Annotated in this window: 15 protein-coding genes and 1 tRNA gene; 13 read left to right on the top strand and 3 right to left on the bottom strand. The window is 71.1% G+C overall.

Annotated features, from left to right (window positions below; translation table 11 throughout):
* The first annotated feature begins 7 nt into the window (after nt 1-7).
* From NE857_RS25385 to NE857_RS25365, 5 genes are all read left to right on the top strand, one after another.
* Nucleotides 8-1,282, top strand: coding sequence for a glutamate-5-semialdehyde dehydrogenase (locus NE857_RS25385; RefSeq protein ID WP_254417980.1), 1,275 nt, complete (start codon nt 8-10; stop codon nt 1,280-1,282).
* A gap of 369 nt (nt 1,283-1,651) precedes the next feature.
* Nucleotides 1,652-2,623 carry a hypothetical protein gene (locus tag NE857_RS25380; RefSeq protein WP_254417979.1) on the top strand — a complete coding sequence of 324 codons (972 nt, stop codon included), beginning with the start codon at nt 1,652-1,654 and terminating at the stop codon, nt 2,621-2,623.
* A gap of 323 nt (nt 2,624-2,946) precedes the next feature.
* The gene (locus NE857_RS25375; RefSeq protein WP_254417978.1) at nt 2,947-3,711 is read left to right on the top strand and encodes an SDR family NAD(P)-dependent oxidoreductase; all 765 of its coding nucleotides are present in this window, start codon (nt 2,947-2,949) and stop codon (nt 3,709-3,711) included.
* Nucleotides 3,708-4,535 carry an enoyl-CoA hydratase family protein gene (locus NE857_RS25370; RefSeq protein WP_254417977.1) on the top strand — a complete coding sequence of 276 codons (828 nt, stop codon included), beginning with the start codon at nt 3,708-3,710 and terminating at the stop codon, nt 4,533-4,535. The genes NE857_RS25375 and NE857_RS25370 overlap by 4 nt, the downstream gene beginning before the upstream one ends.
* Complete coding sequence (locus NE857_RS25365; protein WP_254417976.1) at nt 4,535-4,984, top strand: RidA family protein; 450 nt, start codon at nt 4,535-4,537, stop codon at nt 4,982-4,984. Before NE857_RS25370 ends, NE857_RS25365 begins: the two co-directional genes overlap by 1 nt.
* A 79-nt stretch (nt 4,985-5,063) precedes the next feature.
* Here NE857_RS25365 and NE857_RS25360 read toward each other — a convergent pair whose 3' ends face one another.
* On the bottom strand, nt 5,064-5,936 hold the full coding sequence (locus tag NE857_RS25360) for a PaaX family transcriptional regulator (RefSeq protein WP_254417975.1): 873 nt from the start codon (nt 5,934-5,936) through the stop codon (nt 5,064-5,066).
* A 168-nt stretch (nt 5,937-6,104) separates the two neighbouring features.
* Between NE857_RS25360 and NE857_RS25355 the strand changes: the two genes are divergently transcribed.
* The 4 genes from NE857_RS25355 to NE857_RS25340 all read left to right on the top strand — a co-directional run bounded on the left by NE857_RS25355 (nt 6,105) and on the right by NE857_RS25340 (nt 12,316).
* The gene (locus NE857_RS25355; RefSeq protein ID WP_254417974.1) at nt 6,105-7,250 is read left to right on the top strand and encodes an acyl-CoA dehydrogenase family protein; all 1,146 of its coding nucleotides are present in this window, start codon (nt 6,105-6,107) and stop codon (nt 7,248-7,250) included.
* A gap of 44 nt (nt 7,251-7,294) precedes the next feature.
* Nucleotides 7,295-8,980, top strand: coding sequence for a benzoate-CoA ligase family protein (locus NE857_RS25350; protein WP_254417973.1), 1,686 nt, complete (start codon nt 7,295-7,297; stop codon nt 8,978-8,980).
* 94 nt (nt 8,981-9,074) lie between these two features.
* Nucleotides 9,075-11,597, top strand: a complete 2,523-nt coding sequence (locus tag NE857_RS25345; RefSeq protein ID WP_254417972.1) for a bifunctional salicylyl-CoA 5-hydroxylase/oxidoreductase — start codon at nt 9,075-9,077, stop codon at nt 11,595-11,597.
* Nucleotides 11,594-12,316: an alpha/beta hydrolase family protein gene (locus NE857_RS25340; protein WP_254417971.1), complete on the top strand. Its 723-nt coding sequence runs from the start codon at nt 11,594-11,596 to the stop codon at nt 12,314-12,316. Before NE857_RS25345 ends, NE857_RS25340 begins: the two co-directional genes overlap by 4 nt.
* A 199-nt stretch (nt 12,317-12,515) precedes the next feature.
* Here NE857_RS25340 and NE857_RS25335 read toward each other — a convergent pair whose 3' ends face one another.
* Nucleotides 12,516-13,616, bottom strand: a complete 1,101-nt coding sequence (locus tag NE857_RS25335; protein WP_254417970.1) for a M48 family metallopeptidase — start codon at nt 13,614-13,616, stop codon at nt 12,516-12,518.
* Nucleotides 13,617-13,846: 230 nt separating this feature from the next.
* On the opposite strand from NE857_RS25335, the gene nadD reads away from it, so the two are divergent.
* The 4 genes from nadD to NE857_RS25315 all read left to right on the top strand — a co-directional run bounded on the left by nadD (nt 13,847) and on the right by NE857_RS25315 (nt 15,791).
* Nucleotides 13,847-14,500 carry a nicotinate-nucleotide adenylyltransferase gene (gene nadD, locus NE857_RS25330; RefSeq protein WP_301184254.1) on the top strand — a complete coding sequence of 218 codons (654 nt, stop codon included), beginning with the start codon at nt 13,847-13,849 and terminating at the stop codon, nt 14,498-14,500.
* Between the two features lie 73 nt (nt 14,501-14,573).
* Complete coding sequence (rsfS, locus tag NE857_RS25325; protein ID WP_017584568.1) at nt 14,574-14,972, top strand: ribosome silencing factor; 399 nt, start codon at nt 14,574-14,576, stop codon at nt 14,970-14,972.
* A 45-nt stretch (nt 14,973-15,017) separates the two neighbouring features.
* Nucleotides 15,018-15,641 carry a histidine phosphatase family protein gene (locus NE857_RS25320; protein WP_254417969.1) on the top strand — a complete coding sequence of 208 codons (624 nt, stop codon included), beginning with the start codon at nt 15,018-15,020 and terminating at the stop codon, nt 15,639-15,641.
* A gap of 77 nt (nt 15,642-15,718) precedes the next feature.
* A tRNA-Ala gene (locus NE857_RS25315) sits at nt 15,719-15,791 on the top strand.
* A 168-nt stretch (nt 15,792-15,959) separates the two neighbouring features.
* Here the strand turns inward: NE857_RS25315 and NE857_RS25310 are convergent.
* The gene (locus tag NE857_RS25310; RefSeq protein ID WP_254417968.1) at nt 15,960-17,246 is read right to left on the bottom strand and encodes an epoxide hydrolase family protein; all 1,287 of its coding nucleotides are present in this window, start codon (nt 17,244-17,246) and stop codon (nt 15,960-15,962) included.
* Nucleotides 17,247-17,286 lie beyond the last annotated feature (40 nt).

The raw sequence follows: 17,286 nt of genomic DNA, 5'->3' as shown, positions 1-17,286 counted from the left end.
GACAGCCATGAGTGACATCGAGCGTGAGGTCCACGCGGTAGCCCAACGTGCCAAGGACGCTGCGGCCGACCTCGCGCCGCTCAGCCGGGCGGTGAAGGACCAGGCCCTGCTGGCCATCGCCGACGCCCTGGTCAAGCGGGCGGACGAGATCACCGCCGCCAACGCCCAGGACGTGGAGCGGGCCCGCCGGGACGGCACCAGCCCGGCCATGATCGACCGGCTCACCCTGAACCCGGCGCGGATCGAGGCCATCGCCGACGCGGTGCGCGAGATCGTCGAACTCCCCGACCCGGTCGGGGAGTCCGTGCGCGGCTCCATCCTGCCCAACGGCCTGGACCTGCGCCAGATCCGGGTCCCGCTCGGGGTCATCGGCATCATCTACGAGGGCCGCCCCAACGTCACCGCGGACGCCGCCGCCCTGTGCCTCAAGAGCGGTAACGCCGCCCTGCTGCGCGGCTCCTCCTCGGCCTACGACTCCAACACCGCCATCGTCGGGGTGCTGCGCGACGCCCTGGAGGGCACCGGGGTCCCGGTCGACGCCGTCCAGATGGTCCCGGGCCGCACCCGCGAGTCCTCCACCGCGCTGATGCGCGCCCGTGGGCTCGTGGACGTGCTCATCCCGCGCGGTGGCGGCTCGCTCATCCAGGCCGTGGTCCGCGACTCCACCGTCCCGGTCATCGAGACCGGCGAGGGCCTGTGCCACGTGTACGTGGACGCCGACGCCGACCTCGACAAGGCGTTGGCCATCGCCGTCAACGCCAAGGCCCAGCGCTGCTCGGTGTGCAACTCCGCCGAGACCCTCCTGGTGCACGAGGCGGTCGCCGACGCCTTCCTGCCCCGGGTCCTGGCCTCCCTCGCCGAGGCCGAGGTCACCGTGCACGGTGACGACCGCGTTCAGGCGGTCGCCGCCGCGCACCCGACCGGTGCCACGGTGGTCGAGGCCACCGAGGAGGACTGGACCACCGAGTACCTGTCCATGGACCTGGCCGTGCGGGTCGTCCCGGACGTGGACGCCGCGCTCGCGCACATCAGGAAGTACTCCACCCAGCACACCGAGGCGATCATCACCGACTCGCTCAGCACCTCCCGGTACTTCGTGTCCCGGGTGGACTCGGCCGCGGTGATGGTGAACGCCTCCACGCGCTTCACCGACGGCGGTGAGTTCGGCTTCGGCGCGGAAATCGGCATTTCCACTCAGAAACTGCACGCCAGAGGCCCGATGGGGCTCACCGAAATGACCTCGACCAAGTACGTGGTCACCGGTGACGGTCACCTGAAGTAATCACCGGACCGTTGGTTCGACCTTGAATGGCCGCCCGGCTGACCGGGCGGCCATTCCGCTTCCTTTCCCCTGGCCAAGGCGCACGGGAAACGCCCGGGCGGCCCTGAACACTTGGGAGCCAGGAACTTCGGGCTCCGGGCGCGCCCGTATTCCGCCCGTGCCAGTCGTGATCCAGCGCACCCCGCGGCACGTGTGCCACCACGTGCGTTTTCCTCCCGGAAACCTGGACAGAAGCGAATCTTCTCCCGAAGAGTATTCCCAAAGCGCTTTGGGATCGGTACTTTCTCTGTGGTGTCCACACGGCGCTCTTCCCGCACACTCATCAGGAGCGTCGGACCCCACCGGTCACGACGAAAGGAAATCCCCCGCATGAAGCTCGGGAGCAAGATCGCTGCCTCCACCGCCACGGCGGCCCTGGCCATCGGCGGCGTCACCCTCATGGCAGCCCCCGCCCAGGCGGACCTGGTCACCCTGTGCTCGGGACACGGAGGTGCGATCACTCTGCCCACTGACCTCAAGGTTCCGGCCGGCGCGAGCTGCTTCCTGGACGGCACCACCATCCAGGGCAAGGTCACCGTCGAGAGCGACGCCAACCTGCACATCCTCGGCGGCCAGATCGACGGTCAGGTGACCGTCTCCAGCGGTGGTTACTTCGACGCCTCCGACACCTCCGTCGACGGCGACGTCGTCAACACCGGCGCCTACGGCACCTACCTGGAGGACGGCACCTCGGTCGCGGGCCTGAGCGCCGCGGCTGCCGAGGGCGCCGACAACGACGGCTTCGTCTTCGTGGTCGGTTCCTCCGCCTCCTCCGTCAACGCCACCGTCGGCGAGCTCTACGTCACCGACTCCCGTCTGGGCGGCGTGTCCGCCGAGGGCGTGGAGTACGTGGACATCTTCGACAGCGTCGTCCGCGGCGACCTCTCCGTCACCAACGCCGCCTCCGGCGGCATCCTGGTGGACAGCGAGGTCATCGGTGACGCCACCTACACCGGCGGCAACGGCCCGGTCGCCATCGGCGCCGGTGAGAGCGAGGGCTTCGCCAGCTCCCTCAACTACATCGACGGCGACCTCTCGGTCACCGGCGTGTCCGGCGGCGTGTACATCGACAACAACATCGTCGGCGGCGACCTGACCGCCTCCGACAACAGCCCGACCGCCCAGATCGGCGACAACAACCGCGTGCGCGGCGGTATCGTCACCCAGGAGATCGCGCTGCGCACCTTCGCCGCCGAGGTGACCGCCGAGTTCGAGGCGCACGAGGCCGACCTCGAGGAGGCCGTCGAGGAGCAGCGCGCCGAGACCATCGAGGAAGCCCTCGAAGCCGGACCCGCCTTCTAGGCCGAACCTCGAGGCACTCTCCGCGCCAGCCCGGAGAGCTCCCGGCGACAACCCGGTTCACGCCGGGCGGGGAACCCACTCCCACTCGCCTCTCCAGCGCCGACGGCCCCGCGCCGTCGGCGCTGTTCTTGTGCACGGGGCCTCTCCGGGGCTGAGGGCCGCTCCCGACCAGGCCGGGCCGCCCCCACTGGCTCGCCGGTCTGCCCCACCCACATCATGTGGCCCACTCGCATCATCCGACTCGCCTACATCATCTGTCCCACACGTACCGCTGTTATGTCGTGGCAGTGACGATAGTCATGGGTCGGTGATACATTCCGGGCATGGCTGACTCCGAACGACGTGTCGTGGTCTCCGGTGGCTCCGGCGGTATCGGGCGGGCCATCGTGTTCGCCCTGGCGAGCGAGGGCGACGAGGTGTTCGCCCTCGGGCGGGATTCCGGGAGACTGGCCGCCCTGGAACGCAGAGCCCGAGCCCACGGGCTCAAGGTCACCTCCCGGGTCTGCGACCTCACCGACGAAAAGGCGGTGGAGTCCCTGGTCGAAAGTCTGGGAGAGGTGTCGGTGCTGGTCAACAACGCGGGCATGGCGCAGAGCGCTCCCCTGCGGCGTACCTGCCTCGAGCTGTGGGAAACCCACCTGCGCACCAACGCCACCTCCGCGTTCCTGCTCACCAGGTCCCTTCTGCCGGGCATGCTCGAACGCGACGACGGACGGGTGGTCTTCGTCGCTTCCACCGCCGCGCACACCGGCTCCCGCTACACCGCGGCCTACACCGCCTCCAAGCACGCGATGCTCGGACTGGCCCGCGCGGTGGCCGCCGAGGTCGCGGGCACCGGTGTCACCAGCAACGCCGTGTGCCCCTCCTTCGTCCGCACCCCCATGACCGAGGGCTCCGTGGCCCGCATCGCCGAGCGCACCGGCCGCGGCCGGGAAGAGGCCGAGGAGGTCCTGGTCAAGGCCAGCCCTCTGGGCCGACTCATCGAACCCGAGGAGGTGGCGGCTGCCGTCACCTACCTGGTGAGCCCGCTGGCCCGGGCGGTCAACGGCCAGTCCCTGACCATCGACGGCGGAGGAGCCCACCGATGAGTCCCTTCCGGGCGTCCGCGCCCCTGACCGAGCAGTGGAACCACTTCGACCTCCACCGGGAGGGCGGGGTGGCCACCGTGACCCTCGACCGGCCCGACAAACTCAACGCCCTGACCTTCGAGGCCTACGCCGACCTGCGCGACCTGCTGACCGAACTCCCGCACCGGGGCGACACCCGAGTCCTCGTCCTGCGCGGGCGCGGTAAGGGGTTCTGCTCCGGCGGGGACGTCAACGAGATCATCGGCCGGACCTTGGAGATGGAACCCGACGACCTGCTCGCCTTCACTCGGATGACCGGCGAGGTGGTCCGGGCCATGCGCGAGTGCCCGGTCCCGGTGATCGCCGGGATCCACGGCATCGCCGCCGGGGCGGGCTCGGTCCTGGCCCTGGCCGCCGACTTCCGGGTGGTCGCCCGCTCGGCCCGCTTCGCCTTCCTCTTCACCCGGGTCGGTCTGTCCGGCGCCGACATGGGCGCCGCCTACCTGCTGCCCCGCATGGTGGGACTGGGTAACGCCACCAAGATCCTCATGCTCGGCGACACCATCGACTCCGCCGAGGCCGACCGGTACGGGCTGGTCAGCGAGCTGGTGGACGAGCACGAACTGGACGAGGCGGTCACCCGGCTGGCCACCCGGCTCTCCGAGGGGCCCGCCTTCGGCTACGCCCAGACCAAGGCGCTGCTCTCCCGGGAACTGGACATGAGTCTGTCCGGGGCGATCGAACTGGAGGCCATGACCCAGGCCCTGCTGATGAAGAGCGCCGACTACGCCGAGTTCCACGCCGCGTTCACCGGCCGCAGAGCACCCGAGTGGAAGGGACGCTAGTGGAGCCCGCAGACCTGCGGCCCAGCCCGCACACGCTGGTCAACCCGCCCGGACTCGGCCCCACCCCGGGGTTCTCCCACGCGGTGGTCCCAGCCCCGGGCAGGGCTGTTCACCTGGCCGGACAGATCGCCTCGGGGCCCGACGGCACGCTGGTCGCCCGGGACCTGCCCGACCAGTTCGGGGTCGCCCTGGACAACGTCGTCACCGCTCTGCGCGCCTGCGGGGGCGCCCCGGAGCACCTGGTCAGCCTGACCATCTACACCACCGACGTCCCCGGCTACCGGTCGGCCGCCCGCGAGATCGGCCGTGCCTACCGCGCCCGTCTGGGCCGCCACTACCCGGCGATGGCACTACTGGGGGTGACCGGCCTGTACGAGCCCGGAGCGCTGGTCGAGCTGGTCGGCGTCGCCGTGATCCCCGACCCCGGTCCGGGCGGGACCCCGGAGTGAACGGGACCCCGGGCTGAGCTGTGTCTCGGTCTGAGCGGTGCCCGGTCCGGGTGGACTCGCGGCCCGGGCGGACCAGGGCTCAGCGGAACTTCGAGAACGCGATGACGCTACGCACCTCGCTCAGCCCCAGGGGCTGGAGCAGCGTGTGGAGGTCGAAGAACACCCGGGCCGCGCGGCTGCCCGCCCAGGGCTCCGGGAGCAGCTCGGGCGGCAGCCCCGGGTCCAGGTAGGGCAGCCTCCGCCAGGTGTCGACCGTGCGCAGATGGTCGGCGAACGCCTGTTTGCGCTCCTGCGCCCCGAGCGGTCCGCTCATCCGCCGCCACCGCTCCAGCACGGGTTCGTACTCGTCGAGGAAGCCCTCGTACATCGCCTGGAACGCGGGCAGGTCCCACCAGCGGGCAACGGACTCGGTCAGCTCGCGAAAGTCCAGGTGGGAGGCGTGGAAGAGCTCCGCGTAGGGTTCCAGACCCAGGTCCCGCAGCGCCCCGCGGGCCTGGTCGGTCAGATGGGCGGGGGCGATCCACACACCGGCGGCGGTGGTGCCGAAGCCGAGCCGGGTGAGCTGGCTGCGCAGGGCGTGCCGGCGGCGCCGCTCGGACTCGGGCACGGAGAAGACCACGAGCACCCAGCCGTCCTGGACGCGGGCGACGCGGTGGCCGAAGATGCGCTGGTCCCCCTCGGCGAGGATGCGGCGCCCCTCGTCGGACAGGCGGTACCCGGCCGCCCCACCGAGGCGTTCGGGGGTCAGCAGGCCGCGGCGTTTGAGCCGGGAGACGGCGGAGCGGACGGCGGGGCCGTCCACGTCGAGCCCGGACATCAGCGCGATGAGGTCGGCCACCCCGATCCACCCGCCCACGTCCCGGGCGTAGGAACCGAAGAAGGAGACGATCAGGGACCTGGGCCGCCGGCGCTCGGTGTCGGGGTCGGCCGCCTGGCCGCTGTTGGACGTCACGCGGACACGATATCGGCCGGTTGGTCCGGTCCTCGGACGGTCCTCCCCGTCACCGGGGGCTGAACGCACCGTTGAATCTCCTCATGTAGCTCTCTTGACGGTCGTCATGCTTATTGTACATTTGCGATGTGGGGTGGATCACGTACCCAACGAGAGTCGAGGTCACCCATGGGGATCCCCCGGAACGACACCGATCACGAGTTCGCGCGCTGGGTCCGGGCGTGCGCCGCCGAAATCACCGCCGCGCCGCCCGGAACGGACACCGCCCCGGCGGCCGAACCCGGCCGGGTGGACCGCGCCCTGCTGCTCCGCCTCGGCGACGTGGGTCTTCTCCCGGCGCTCTTCCCCGGTACCGCGGACGACGGCCCCCTACGTGAGGCGCCCGCCACCCGCCTGTGCCTGCTGCGCGAGCACCTGGCCCGCACCGACACCCACGCCGAGACCGCTCTCGCCCTCCAAGGGCTGGGCACCTACCCGCTCCTGCAGTCCGGAACCGAATGCCAACGCCGACGCTGGGTCCCCGAAGCCGCCGCCGGCCGGGCCGTGGCCGCCTTCGCCCTCACCGAACCCGACGCGGGCTCGGACGCCGCGGCCCTGGCACTGCGCGCCGAACCCTTCGGTGACGGCTGGCGCCTGCACGGCGAGAAGACCTGGATCTCCAACGCCCCCGACGCCGACTTCTACACCGTGTTCGCCCGCACCACCCCCGGGACGCGCTCCCGCGGCGTGACCGCCTTCTGCGTCCCCGGCGACCGCCCCGGACTCTCCGGCAGCCCCCTGGAGATGCTCTCCCCGCACGCCCTGGGCCACCTGGTCTTCGACGGGGTCGAGGTCGGCCCGCAGGACGTCGTCGGCATCCCCGACCAGGGGTTCACGGTCGCCATGCGCACCCTGGACCTGTTCCGCCCCAGCGTCGGCGCCTTCGCGGTGGGGATGGCCGACGCCGCGCTGGCCGCGGCCAAGGAGCACACCGACCACCGCAGCGCCTTCGGCGGCCCGCTGCGCCGCCTCCAGACGGTCGCCCACACCCTGGCCGAGATGGCCACCCGCACCGAGGCCGCCCGGCTGCTCGTCTACGCGGCGGCGCAGGAGTACGACTCCGGTGGTCCCGACGTCACCCTCAAGGCCGCCATGGCCAAGCTCTTCGCCACCGAGACCGCCCAGTACGTGGTGGACGCCGCGGTACAGCTGCACGGCGCCCGCGCCCTGCACCGGGGCCATCTGCTCGAACACCTCTACCGCGAGGTGCGCGCCCCGCGTATCTACGAAGGCGCCTCGGAGGTTCAGCGTCAGATCATCGCCCGCCACATGTAACGCCACAGACCCGGCTGTAGAACCCCGCCCACCGGAGGTCCAGCATGTCGAACCCCGACCCGAACCGGAACCCGAACCCGGCTGACCGGCCGTCGCTTCCGGAGCACGCCCTCCCGGCCGTGCCACTCTCACCCACGGCCCACGAGGACACCTTCACCCGGGAGCACCTGCCCCCGGCCGAGGAATGGCCGCTGATCCGGCCGCTGGACCACCCGGACCGGCTCAACTGCGCCAAGGAACTGCTCGACGGCACCATCGCCCGCTGCGGCGCGGACCGCCGCTGCGTGGTCGGCGAGCACGAGACCCTCACCTACGGCCGGCTCCGGGACAGGGTGGACCGGATCGCCCGCGTCCTGGTGGACGAGTGCGGCTTGCGGCCGGGGGAGAGGGTGCTGCTGCGCGGGCCCAACTCGCCCTGGCTGGCCGCCTGCTGGCTCGCCGTCATCAAAGCCGGGGGAGTGGTCGTCACCGTCCTGCCGGTCCTGCGCGCCGGGGAGCTCTCCACCATCGTCCGCTCCGCCCGGGTCACCCACGCGCTCTGCGACGCCCGCTTCCTCGACGACCTCACCGCCGCCGCGGACCAGCTCGGGGACCGGGCCCCGAGCGTCCTGGTCTACGGGGGCGGGGCCGACAGCGACCTCACCGCGCGGGTCGACGCCCACCCGCCCGACTTCACCGCGGTGCCCACCGCGGCCGACGACGCCTGCATGATCGCCTACACCTCCGGCACCACCGGCGCACCCAAGGGCTGCGTGCACTTCCACCGCGACGTCCTGGCCATCGCCGACACCTACTCCGCCCAGGTCCTCAAGCCGACCCCGGACGACCTCTTCGTCGGCAGCCCGCCCTTCGCCTTCACCTTCGGCCTCGGCGGGCTCCTGATCTTCCCGATGCGCGCCGGAGCCGCCACGGTCCTCCTCGAACGCCCGCGCCCCGAGGCGATCCTGGACGCCGTCTCCGAGCACGGCGCCTCCGTCGTGTTCACCGCACCCACCGCCTACCGCAGCATGCTCACCCAGCTCGAGGGGCGCGACCTGTCCTCCCTGCGCCGCTGCGTCTCCGCCGGGGAACACCTGCCCGCCGCCACCTGGCAGGCCTGGTACGACGCCACCGGCGTGCGCCTGCTCGACGGCATCGGCGCCACCGAGATGCTGCACATCTTCGTCTCCGCCAGCGACGAGCACATGCGCCCCGGCTCCACCGGACGCCCCGTGCCCGGGTTCGAGGCGGTGATCCTGGACGACGAGGGCGAACCCGTCCCCGACGGTGAACCCGGCCACCTCGCGGTGCGCGGTCCGGTCGGCTGCCGCTACCTGTCCGACGAACGCCAGCGCGAGTACGTCCGCCACGGCTGGAACCACACCGGTGACACCTACGTACGCGACGAGGACGGCTACTTCTGGTACCGGGCGCGCAGCGACGACATGATCGTCTCCGCCGGATACAACATCGCCCCCGCCGAAGTGGAGGAGGCCCTGCTCACCTCACCCGACGTGGAGGAGGCCGCGGTGGTCGCAGCGCAGGACCCGGACCGTGGCCTGGTCGTGCGCGCCTACGTGGTGCCGCGCCGGGGGCTCACCGCGGACACCGCTCTGGCCGACCGGCTCAAGGACCACGTCCGCTCGCGCATCGCCCCCTACAAGACCCCGCGCTCGGTGGTCTTCCTGCCGTCCCTGCCGCGCACCGCCACCGGCAAACTCCAGCGCTTCAGACTCCGGGAGAGCACCTGAGCCGAGAGCAGCCCACGGCACGGACGCCAGCGGAACCGGCACCAACGCGGACGGCGCCGACGGAACCGGCGTCAGCGAACAGGAAGGCGGCACGATGCGCATCGCGTGTATCGGGGCGGGGCCCGCGGGACTCTACTTCGCGGCCCTGGCCCGCCAGCTGGACCACACCCACGACATCACCGTCTACGAACGCAACGCCCCCGACGACACCTTCGGGTTCGGCGTGGTGCTCTCCGACGAGACCCTCGGCGGCATCGAACACGCCGATCCCGCCGTGTACCGGGCCATGGCCGCCGAGTTCGCCCGCTGGGACGACATCGACATCCACCACAGGGGCACCGTCACCACCTCCGGAGGGCACGGCTTCGCCGCCATCGGCCGCCGCCGGCTCCTCCAGATCCTGCGCGCCCGCTGCGCCGGGCTGGGGGTCCGGGTGCTCAGCCGTACCGAGGCGCCACCCGCCGCGGAGCTGGCCGCCACCCACGACCTCGTCGTCGCCGCCGACGGGGTCAACAGCATCACCAGGACCACCCACGCCGCGGACTTCGGCACCGAACTCCAAGCCCACCGCAACCGCTTCATGTGGCTCGGTACCGACCTGGTCTTCGACGCCTTCAACTTCCACGTCCTGGAGACCCCGCACGGGGTCATGCAGCTGCACTGCTACCCCTACGCCACCGACGCCAGCACGTTCATCGTGGAGATGGCCGAGGACGTGTGGCACGCCGCCGGGTTCGTCGACCAGGACCTCGCCCCCGGGGAGAGCGCCCTCGACGCGATAGCGCGCTGCGAGCAGCTCTTCGCCGACGTCCTGCGCGGCCACCGCCTGCTGCCCAACAACTCCCGCTGGCAGCGCTTCACCACCGTCCGCAACCGCACCTGGCGGCGCGGCAACGTGGTCCTGCTCGGCGACGCCGCCCACACCGCCCACTTCTCCATCGGCTCGGGCACCAAACTGGCCATGGAGGACGCCCTCGCCCTCGCCGCCTGCCTGCGCGAACAGCCCACCACCGAGGCCGCCCTCACCGCCTACGAGGAGGAACGCCGTCCCGTCGTGGCCAGCACCCAGCGCGCGGCCCGGGCCAGCCTGGAGTGGTTCGAGGACATCGCCCGCCACGTGGACGCCGCACCGGCCCAGTTCGCCTTCGACCTGCTCACCCGCAGCCGCCGGGTCACCTACGACAACCTTCGCCTGCGCGACCCCGAGTTCGTCGCGTGTGTGGACGCGTGGTTCACTGGTCAGGTCGAGGCCGAACAGGCCGGATCCGCCGCCGGGCGTCCCGCGGCCACCGGTTCCGCCGCTTCGGCCAGCCCGGCCGCCGTCGACGACGAGGGCTCGACGGAAACTGCGGGCTCGGCGGCAGCCGAACCGCGTCCGCCCATGTTCCACCCCTTCAACCTGGGGCCCGTGCAGCTGGACAACCGGGTCGTGGTCTCGGCCATGGACATGTACTCCGCCACCGACGGCCTGGCGGGCGACTTCCACCTCGTCCACCTGGGCGGCAAGGCCCTGGGCGGGGCCGGACTGGTCATGACCGAGATGGTGTGCGTGTCCGCCGAAGCCCGCATCACCCCCGGCTGCACCGGTCTGTACACCCCCGAACACGAGGCCGCCTGGCGCCGCGTCACCGAGTTCGTGCACGCCAACAGCCGGGCGAAGATCGGGGTACAGCTCGGCCACGCCGGACGCAAGGGATCCACCCGCCTCATGTGGGAGGGCATCGACCAGCCCCTGCCCGACGGCAACTGGCCCCTGGTGGCTCCCTCCCCGCTGCCCTACCGGGAGGGCGTCAACCAGACACCCAGGGAACTCGACCACGCCGCCATGGCGGCCATCCGGGACGACTTCACCGCCGCCGCCCGCTCCGCCGACCGCGCCGGATTCGACCTCCTCGAACTGCACTGCGCCCACGGCTACCTGCTCTCCTCCTTCCTCTCACCGGTCACCAACCACCGCACCGACCGTTACGGCGGCGACCTCGCCGGACGCCTGCGCTACCCCCTGGAGGTCCTGGCCGCCGTCCGCGAAGCCTGGCCCGACCACAAGGCCCTCACCGTCCGGATCTCCGCCACCGACTGGGTCGAGGACGGCACCACCGACGACGACGCCGTGGAGATCGCCCGCGCCCTCGTCGCCGCCGGGGCCGACGCGATCGACGTCTCCACCGGCCAGGTCACCCCGGACGAACGGCCCGCCTACGGCCGCAGCTACCAGGTGCCCTACGCCGAACGCATCCGCCGCGACCTCGGAGTGCCGGTCATCGCGGTCGGCGCCATCTCCTCCCACGACGACGTCAACTCCACGGTCCTGGCCGGGCGCGCCGACCTGTGCGCCCTGGCCCGCCCGCACCTGTACGACCCGCAGTGGACCCTGCACGCCGCCGCCGAGCAGGACTACTCGGGTCCCGGAGCCACCTGGCCCGCCCCCTTCCGCGCGGGCAGCCGCAAACCCCCCACAGGCCGGACCGACGGGCCGCGCCCCCGCCTCGACCTGCTACGTTCCACCGGGACACAGGGCACCCGCCACCGCCGCTGGCGCCCCGACCAGCCCGAGCACGGCTCCGCACCCTCGGAGAGCGCTCTCCGCCCGGCCACGACCCAGGGAGACCCACGGTGACCACGACCTACGGTGAGCACCCCAGCCAGATCATCCACCGCTGGGATCCCGAAGGAACGGACGCTCCGGCCCCCGTGGCGGTCCTGCTGCACGGCGGCTGGTGGCGCGACCTGCACGACGCCCACCTGATGGACCCCCTCGCCCGGGACCTGGCCGCCGGCGGATGGGCGGTGTGGAACATCGAGTACCGGCGCACCGGCACCGACGGCGGCGGCTGGCCGCGGACCCGTGACGACGTCGCCCGCGCCCTGGACCTGCTCGCCGCCACCGCCGAGAGCGACGAACGCCTGGACACCTCCCGCGTGGTCTCCCTCGGCCACTCCGCCGGGGGCCACCTCGCCCTGATGACCGCCGCCGACTCCTTGGTGACCTCCGTGGTCCCGCTCGCCCCCATCACCGACCTGCGCCGCTGTGCCGAAGCCGGACTGGGGGAGGGGGCGGTCGAACCCTTCCTCGGCCCCGTCCCCGCTCCGGAGCTCTACGCCGAGTCCTCCCCCGTGCACCGGCTTCCGTTCGGCGTTCCCCAGCTACTGGTCCACGGCGACCAGGACCAGCGCGTCCCGGTCGAGCACAGCCGCGACTACGCGGAAGCGGCCCGGGCGGCGGGGGACCCCGTCGACTACCGGGAGGTCCCCGGCGCCGACCACTTCGCCGTCATCGACCCCGCGCACGCCGCCTGGCAGGCGGTGCGGGACACGCTGGCGACCGGCTGGGGATGACCCCGGAACGGTCTGGGAACCGCGCGCGGCACAAGGGCGTGCCGTTCCCAACCCTGTGCCGTTCCCAACCCTGTGCCGTTCCGAACCCTGTGCTCCGAACACATCCCTGAGCCCCCGGGTACACGCCCGTCCCCGCGAACGCCACAGGGGCGGTGCCTGGAAGAGCCAGGCGCCGCCCCCGTGCGGGTCCGCCTGAACGCTAGTTGCTGTTGCTGTTGCCGTTGGTGTTGTCGCTGCCGCTCTCGCCGCTCTGGCTGCCCTGGTCGCTTCCGGAGCCGCCCTGGCCGCCCCGCCAGCGGTCGGCCACCGTGTCGAAGAACTGGCCCCCGGCGCGCCCAGCGCCACCCGCCACGTCCCGGATGGTCTTGACCAGAGGGTCCGAGGAACGGTTCCAGCCCTCCCGGTAGGAGTTGGCCGCGTTGGTCGCCTCCTCCGACACACTGGCCTCACGGTCGGTGGACCGGCGTGGGTACTCGCCGTCGACGATCCGCTGGTACTCGCCGCTCTCGATCCACCGGTGCAGCTCGGCCACCCGGACCACCGCGAACGGGTGGCTCTGCGGGATGGTGGTCATCAGCTTGAGGACGCTGTCCACGGCGTCACCGCCGCCCTCGTACTCGCGGGCCTGCTCCATGAACGCGTCGGGGTTCATCTGGGACAGGTTCGAGCCACCGGCCAGCTTCATCAGAGCGCGCTTGGCGGCTTCGGGGTTCTGGCAGGTCAGCAGGCCGGCGCGGTCGCTGGAGAGCTCGGACTTGCGCTGCCACTCACGCAGCCCGGCCAGGATCGCCTGGATGGCGATGGCGCCCAGCGGGATCCACATGATCTTGGTGGACAGCCAGACCAGCAGAAGGAGGATGGTGCGGTACACGGAGTGACCGCTCAGCACGTGACCGACCTCGTGGCCGATGACGAACCGCTTCTCCTCGGCGTCGAACAGGTCGAACAGGCCGGTCGTCATGACGATGAAGGGCTTCTTGCGGCCGATCGCCATGGCGTTGGGCTGGGGGTCCATCTTGACGTAGAGCTCGGGAACCTCGTCCAGGTCCAGGACGTAGGCGGCGTCGCGGAGGTAGTCGTGCAGTTCCGGGAACTGCGTGGGGCTCACCCGCACGGCGCTGGAAAGGAACATCAGGCGGAGCGAGCGCTCGTTGATTCGCCCGAACAGGGACTTGACGAGGGTGTCGAAGCCCGTCAGCGAACGCAGCGCGACCAGGGCGCCGCGATCGGCGGGGTGCTCGTAGGCACGAGGAGAGATGTCTGTGAGCCGGACGCGTACGCGATCTGGTGAGTTGGCCATATCGGCATGCTATGCGGCACGATGCCGCTTGGCCACGGTTTGGGCCAAACGAGATATGACGCGATTCGCGGGTGTTTCACGAACCTCCCGGGAAGCAGCCCGGCCCGGCGCTTGTTTGAGCTGTTCCAGGGTGGAACAGGCCCGGAAGCGGGCGACGGCGCCCGAGGTCGGCTAACCTCGGTTGGCCGAAACCGGCAACACGGCAGCGCCACTGCGAAACGGAGCGCACAGTGACACAGCAGGCCACCGGCGTCTCCCACGGAGGGAGCTCCCCCGCGCGACGGGACGGCTCCGTGCCGACCAAGGTCGGCATCATGGGCGGCACCTTCGACCCCATCCACCACGGACACCTCGTCGCCGCCAGTGAGGTCGCACACCTCTTCGGACTCGACGAAGTCGTGTTCGTCCCCACCGGCCAGCCCTGGCAGAAGGACCTGGCCAAGGTCACCCCCTCCGAGGACCGCTACCTCATGACGGTCATCGCGACCGCCGAGAACCCCCAGTTCAGGGTCGACCGCGTCGAGATCGACCGTTCGGGGCCCACCTACACCCTCGACACCCTCCGCGAGATGCGCAGCGTCTACGGCCCCGACGTGGAGCTCTACTTCATCACCGGAGCCGACGCGCTCGGCGCCATTTTGAGCTGGCACAACGTCGACGAACTCTTCGACCTCGCGCATTTCGTAGGCTGTAACCGGCCCGGACACCACCTCAGCGACACCGGCCTGCCCGAGGGCAAGGTCTCCCTGGTGGAGGTCCCCGCGCTCGCCATCTCCTCCACCGAGTGCCGCGAACGCGTCCGCAAGGGCGAACCCATCTGGTACCTCGTACCCGACGGCATCGTCCGCTACATCAACAAGACCGGGCTCTACCTGGAGTCCTGAACCGCGCCACGCGAACCGACCCCGGTCCGCAGCGCACCGGTCGACACCCGACAAGTAAGGCAGCAAGCACAACGTGACAGCCACCGACAGGGCCGTGGAACTCGTGAAGGTCGCCGCAGAGGCCGCCTCCGACAAGCTCGCCCAGGAGATCATCGCCTACGACGTCAGCGACCAGCTCGTCATCACCGAGGCCTTCGTGCTGTGCTCGGCGCCCAACGACCGCCAGGTCCGCGCCATCGTCGACGAGGTCGAGGACCAGCTGCGCATCCAGTCCGGCGCCAAGCCCGTCCGCCGCGAAGGCGAGCGCGACGGCCGCTGGGTCCTGCTGGACTACGCCGACATCGTCGTCCACATCCAGCACGAGGAGGAGCGCGGCTACTACGGCCTCGAGCGCCTCTGGAAGGACTGCCCGGAGATCGAACTCCCCGAGGGCTCCCGAGGTGCCGAGCGCACCCCGCTGGACGAGCAGTAACCTCCGCGCGGCCGTTCCGGTCGCAGAACAAGAGAGACACGCCACGTGAGTGACGCCCCCCGTGTGCTGTTCTGGCGGCACGGACGCACGGCCTGGAACGTCGAGAAGCGTTTCCAGGGACAGACCGACATCGACCTCGACCCGGTCGGCCACGCCCAGGCCGAACGGGCCGGTCGGCTGCTCGCCACCCTGAGGCCCGACACCGTCATCGCGTCCGACCTCAAACGCGCCGCCGACACCGCCGGGTACCTCGGACGCTCCTCCGGGGTCCCGGTGGAGTTCGACAAGGGTCTGCGTGAACGCTTCGGCGGCTCATGGGAGGGCCTCACCGCCGCTGAACTCGCCGAACGCTGGCCCGCCGAGCACCCGCGCATGCACATCCCCGACGGAGAGCACATCTCCGAGGTCGGGGACCGCGTGGTCGCCGCGGTCGACCGGGGCCTGGCCAAGACCCCGCCCGGCGGCCTCCTCGTCATCGTCAGTCACGGGGCCGCCCTGCGCGTGGGAATCTCCCGCATGCTCGGCGTCCCCGACGAGCGCCGCGAGATCCTCGGTCCGCTCAGCAACTGCTGCTGGTCGGTACTCCAGGCACGCGGCCAGACCTGGCGCCTCATGGAACACAACGCCGCCAGCCTCCCCGAACCGGTCGTCCTCAGCGACGACGCCTGATTCCGTTTCGACGAACCGCGCATAATCCGCTAAGGTTCAGGGAGTCGGCAGGGCTTCGGCCCGAACGACTCCCATACGGGGCTATGGCGCAGTTGGTAGCGCGCCTCCATGGCATGGAGGAGGTCTGGGGTTCGAATCCCCATAGCTCCACTTCACTCCGGAACGACTCTGCACGGTGGCCTCCGGCCTCCTCACAGGGTCGTTTCGTCGTTTCCCGGAGTGCGCCCGCCTGCTCAACCCCGGTGATCTTGCTACCAGAAGCGAAATCAGTGCCGAACTTGCCCCTGGTAGCAAGATCACCGTCAGGGAAGGGGAAGGTCAGCGCAGGCTTCGGAAGAACGCCCGGACGTCCTCGACCAGCAGCTCCGGCTTCTCCATGGACAGGAAGTGGCCGCCCTCGTCGAGTTCGGTCCACCGCACGACGTCGTGGTCCCGTTCGGCCCAGGCGCGGACGGTCACGTCGTGCGCGGAGAGCAGCACCGCCGTCGGCACCGTTCCGCGCTCGGAGGGCCAGCCGCCCGGGTCCTCACCCGAACCCCCGCTCCACGTACCGGTCCCCGCACCCGAGTCAGCCGAATCCTCCCCCCGGGCCGCGCCGCCCTCGCCCGCGCCGCCCCAGCCGTTCGCGGACATGTCCTCGTAGTAGATCTGCGCGGCCGATCCCGCGGTGCCGGTCAGCCAGTACAGCGACACGCAGGTGAGCATCCGGTCGCGGTCCAGGCTGTCCTCGGGCAGCCCCTCCTCCGGCATGGAGAGCTCCTTGAACTTCTCCACCATCCAGGCGAGCTGCCCCACCGGCGAGTCGGTCAGCCCGTAGGCGACGGTCTGCGGGCGCTTGCCGTTGCACTGGAGGTAACCGTCGTTGAAGTCCCGCATGGACTCCCAGCGGCGGCGGTCCGCGCCCTCGAGGGCCTTCTCCTCCTCGTCGCCGTAGGGGAAGGTGACCATGGCGTTGAGGTGGATCCCGATCACGTTCCCGGCCGCCTGCTCGCCCATCTTCGGTCCCACCCAGGAACCGGTGTCGTAGCCCTGGACGCCGAAGCGCTCGTAGCCCAGCCGGGACATCAGCTCCACGAACACCCCGGCCATCCGTTCCGTGCCCATACCCGGACCGGCCAGGGGAGTGGAGAACCCGTACCCCGGCAGGGACGGGACGACCAGGTGGAAGGCGTCCGCCGGGTCGCCGCCGTGCGAGCGGGGGTCGGTGAGCGGGCCGATCACGTCCAGGAAGTCGGTGACCGCCCCCGGCCAACCGTGCAGCAGGATCAGCGGGGTGGCCCCGGGCTCCGGCGAGCGCACGTGTAGAAAGTGCGCGTTCTGCCCGTCGATCTCGGTGGTGAACTGCGGGTACGCGTTGAGTTCGGCCTCGTGGGCCCGCCAGTCGTAGGAGGTGCGCCAGTACTCGGCGAGCTCCTTCAGGTACCCGACCGGCACACCCCGGCTCCAGCCCACCCCCGGCACCTCGTCCGGCCAGCGCGTGTTGCCCAGCCGCGCCCGCAGGTCCACCAGCTGCTCCTCGGGGACGCTGACACGGAAGGGGCGGATGCTCCCGCCGTGCTGCCGAGTGCCGGCCTGCTGTGCCTTGGTCTGCGGTGTGTTCGTCATGGCCTCCACGCTAGGGACCGCTTAGGACAGGTTCCTTCCT

The sequence above is a fragment of the Nocardiopsis exhalans genome (assembly GCF_024134545.1).
GTDB lineage: Bacteria > Actinomycetota > Actinomycetes > Streptosporangiales > Streptosporangiaceae > Nocardiopsis > Nocardiopsis exhalans.
This window is presented reverse-complemented; position numbering and strand designations above follow the sequence as displayed.